General features: G+C 68.0%; 5 protein-coding genes and 1 pseudogene. All 6 read left to right on the plus strand.

Annotated elements, in window-relative coordinates; all coding sequences use genetic code 11:
• Positions 1–586: 586 nt before the first annotated feature.
• The gene (locus tag ACFSNB_RS18480; protein ID WP_377319263.1) at positions 587–922 is read left to right on the plus strand and encodes a DUF736 domain-containing protein; all 336 of its coding nucleotides are present in this window, start codon (positions 587–589) and stop codon (positions 920–922) included.
• A 169-nt stretch (positions 923–1,091) separates the two neighbouring features.
• Complete coding sequence (locus ACFSNB_RS18485) at positions 1,092–1,340, plus strand: helix-turn-helix transcriptional regulator (RefSeq protein ID WP_377319265.1); 249 nt, start codon at positions 1,092–1,094, stop codon at positions 1,338–1,340.
• Complete coding sequence (locus ACFSNB_RS18490; protein WP_377319267.1) at positions 1,337–1,885, plus strand: S26 family signal peptidase; 549 nt, start codon at positions 1,337–1,339, stop codon at positions 1,883–1,885. Before ACFSNB_RS18485 ends, ACFSNB_RS18490 begins: the two co-directional genes overlap by 4 nt.
• Entirely contained in the window at positions 1,873–2,448 is a 576-nt protein-coding gene (locus ACFSNB_RS18495) for a lytic transglycosylase domain-containing protein (protein ID WP_377319269.1), read from the plus strand. The genes ACFSNB_RS18490 and ACFSNB_RS18495 overlap by 13 nt, the downstream gene beginning before the upstream one ends.
• Positions 2,449–2,682: 234 nt before the next feature.
• Complete coding sequence (locus ACFSNB_RS18500; protein WP_377319271.1) at positions 2,683–3,021, plus strand: hypothetical protein; 339 nt, start codon at positions 2,683–2,685, stop codon at positions 3,019–3,021.
• Between the two features lie 239 nt (positions 3,022–3,260).
• A pseudogene (locus tag ACFSNB_RS18505) lies at positions 3,261–3,826 on the plus strand (relaxase/mobilization nuclease RlxS); the annotation flags it as partial.

A 3,826-nucleotide genomic window follows, 5' to 3' on the forward strand; every position in this document is an offset into this window, starting at 1 on the left:
ATGATGGGGCCTATCGGCGCGGGTTTCGTTCCCAGTGGCGAAGGATTTCCCCCTCATCTGGTGTTCGTTTCTGATGCCCGGGTCGTCCCCACGGCTCGATTCTCGGCGCGCCAACAGCGCGGATCAGACGGCTCGCCAAGTTCATGATCATCCTGGCCCAGCGTCTCCGCCCCCGCGCTGCCCATGACGACAGGGAGCTCGGGCGGTGGCTGCGACCCTCGGCCGGAAAGGCGAGGCGGGCGGTTGCCCCGGGTCCCGGAGGCCGGTTTCCCTCCATCATGCCTGGGATGAAGGCGTTGGCGACGGGGCCATAATCTCCTCGGCTCCGGTCTGCGCGAGGCCGTCCCTTGCATGTCTCTCCAAGCGCTGGATCCCGCGCCGCCCCCGTCCAACCGGTCCGCCGGAAGAATTTCCCCGGCCGGCATGCCGGCCTCCTCGCGGCCGCTGCGCTGCAAATTCTCCCGTCTCCCCGGTCCTCCCCTGCGGTCCGGCCGCGCCACGGCGCGGTGGGCGGGGGCGGCTGGCGGGTTCCTGGCGCGAGCCATCGCAAGGACGGTCCTGCGACACACCGGCAAGGAGAACGATCATGGCCATCACCCTCGGCACCTTCACCAAGCTCGACGACGGCAGCTTTACCGGCACCCTCAAGACCCTCAACATCACCGCCGCGTTGACCATCGTTCCGACCGAAAAAGTCTCCGAGCACGCCCCCGACCACCGGGTCTATGCCGGCCAGCGCTACGAAGTCGGCGCCGCCTGGAGCCAGGTCGCCAAGTCGAGCGGCGAGACCTACCTGAACCTCAAGATCGGTGCGCCGGAATTCGGTCCGAACTGGGTCCGGGCCCGGCTGGTCAAGCTCGAACGCCCCACCGACGAGGGCATCACCCACATCGCCCTGTTGTGGGAGCCGCGCGACCGGTAAGCCCCCCAACAGCCCCGCCGCGGATCGTCATGGCGGGGCTTTTCCGGGGGATCGAAAACCGGGGGGGCCGGTTTTCGAGCGTCCCGCCGACCGTCTTATCCCGTCCATCCTGGCCCCGAGGCCGGCGACCTGCGCCGTCGCCGCCTCGGCTCAGATCAGGAGAAACGCGATGGATGACGAGATCCAGCGGGCCGCCTTTGCCCGCAAAGGCAGCCCGTTCCTCAACACCGATCAGGCCGCGTTTTATGTTGGCCTGTCGCGGCGGACGCTGGAAAAAATGCGCACCACCGGCGACGGACCGCGCTTTCGCAAGCACGGCCGTTATGTCCGCTACCACATCGACGACCTTGACGATTGGTCGCGCGACCACGGCAAGGCCTCGACCTCAGATGCCGCAATCCGGGGGACACGGCGATGATCGGCCCCCGGCTGTTTCGGATCGGGGGGCGCCGGCGCGGGCGGTCCCGCCCGCGTCGCATCCTCGCCCTGGCCTTGGCCGGGCTCGTCTGCCTCGGCCTCGCCGAACTCGGCCGAACGGCGCCCGGGCTGGTGTGGAACAATACCGCCAGTGTCCCGATCGGGCTCTATCGGGTGAGCCATGCCGATCCGCTCCGGCGCGGCGATCTGGTACTGATCCGGCTGCCCGACCCGCTGCGCCGGCTGGCGGTGGAACGGGGCTATCTGCCGGACACCGTGCCGCTGGTGAAACCGGTCGGCGCGGTCCCCGGCGACCTGATCTGCGCTGACGGAGACATGGTTTCCGTCAACGGCCGGCCGGTCGTTCTTCGCCTCCGCCAGGATCATCTGGGCCGGCCCCTGCCGGGCTGGAACGGTTGCCATCGCCTCGACGCGGCGCAGTTTCTGCCGCTCAGCCCGGTCGCGGACTCGTTCGACGGACGCTATTTCGGACCGCTTCCGCGCGGGGCGATCCTCGGCCGATTGGTGCCGCTATGGACCGAATAATCGCCCCGCTGATCGTCGTTCTGGCCGTCAAAATGGCCGGAATCGCCCTGGGCGCCGAACTCCCCTGGGCCGACACCATCACCGAGGCGTCGCGCCGGTTTGCCATTCCCGAGCCCTGGATCCGCTCGGTGATCCAGGCGGAAAGCGGCGGCCAGGCCGAGCGCGCTGGACGTCCGATCACCTCGCCGACCGGGGCGATCGGGCTGATGCAGTTGATGCCCGACACCTACCGCGAGATGCGCGAGGCCCACGGTTTGGGCCCCGATCCGGCCGATCCGCGCGACAACATCCTGGCCGGGACCGCCTATCTGCGGGCGATGCTCGACCGCTTCGGTCCGACCGGCATGTTCGCCGCCTACAATGCCGGGCCGGGGCGTTACGAGCAGAGTCTGCGCGGTCGACCCTTGCCGGCCGAGACCCGGCATTACCTGACCGGGATGTCCGTATCCGCCTCGTCCCAGCCCGCGCCATCGATCCGGCTGACGCGGTCATCGGGGACGCTGTGGCCGTCGCCGGGCGATCTGTTCGTGCCGCTCGGTCAGGCGGCCGGGGGCGGGAAGTGACCAGCGGAGCCTCCTGCGGAGGCGGGGCCTCGTCTCGGCCTTTTGATCCTACCAGCCAGGGCGACGGGGCGTTCAAGGGTCGAGCTATAGCTCGACGGGTCCCCCCAAAATGCGGGCGCATTTTGGCTCCCCCACGCCCCGCTGCGCGGCGCCTGCGGCGTCCTTGACCGGCGCGTCTCCGGCTGCTCCCGGGAGGTGTCCTCGCTCAGGAGGACATCCTTTCAGGAGGGTGCCATGTCGCAGACCTTCGTTCATCCGCACGCCGAATTCGATCGTTTCCCGGCGCTGGTCGAGGAATTCGGCGCCGATGTCGTCGCCGACATCATCGCCGCGGAAGCCGCCGATTTCGCCTGGGACAGCCGCTTCGCCGAACGCAATCTCGGGGCCTGGGACGGCTGCGAGGATGAGGATTTCGATGCCGAAAGCGTCCGCATCATCGGCTATTTTCGCAGCCGCTACATCGTTGCGACCTGCCTCGTTGACGCCGACCGGCGCGTCCGGGCGCTGCTGAAGCAGCGTCATTTCGACCATTTCGAGGACGCCGAACAGGCGTTCCTGGACGGCGGGGGGTGACCCTCGCCGGGCCGGTTTGCCGGCCCTTGGTCCGAGTCTCGGCCCGGAGAAGAGAGCGTAGGACAGCGCAGATGGGACAGGGGGATCCAGGGGTTGAGGGAAGGCAAGATTAAAGGGCTGTCTCGTCGAGACGCCACGTCATTGTCTGCACATCGTTATTTCACGAGATAGCCCCGGACGGTCGCGAGACGGTACCCCGCCAACGCCTTGATTCTTAAATAGTCGCAGGAGAGCCGGCCATGAATCAGGATGACGACTTCAAGCCGAAGCTCGGCAAGATCCGGGCCGGCGGCGGAACGCGTGGCCGCAAATTTCTGCATCAGGTTCTGGCGGCGGCGAACCGTGCCGGTGGGCCGAGTCCGGGCGCTCGGACGTCAAAGTTTCACGGCGGCCAGATCGGACGCGGTGCCGGCATCGGCCGGATGCTGTCGTCGCGTGATCGCCATGCCGCCTTTCGCAGCCGCCGCGTCGTCGTCAAATCCCGCATTGTCAAACTGGCGGGGAAGGGCGCCGCCGGGGCGAAGGCCCATCTGCGCTATATCCAGCGCGATGGTGTGACCCGCGATGGCGCGCCCGGGCAGCTCTATGGCGCCGAGCAGGACCGGGTTGACGGCAAGCCTTTCCTCGACCGCGCCGAAGGCGACCGTCACCAGTTCCGTTTCATCGTCGCTCCCGAGGATGGCGACCAGTACGACGATCTGAAGCCGCTGACCCGGCGGTTAATGGCGCAGATGGAGCAGGATCTCGGCACCCGGCTCGATTGGGTCGCGGTCGACCACTACAACACCGGCCATCCCCACAGCCA

This window comes from Phaeospirillum tilakii, from assembly GCF_042683125.1.
In the GTDB taxonomy this organism is placed as follows: domain Bacteria; phylum Pseudomonadota; class Alphaproteobacteria; order Rhodospirillales; family Magnetospirillaceae; genus Phaeospirillum; species Phaeospirillum tilakii.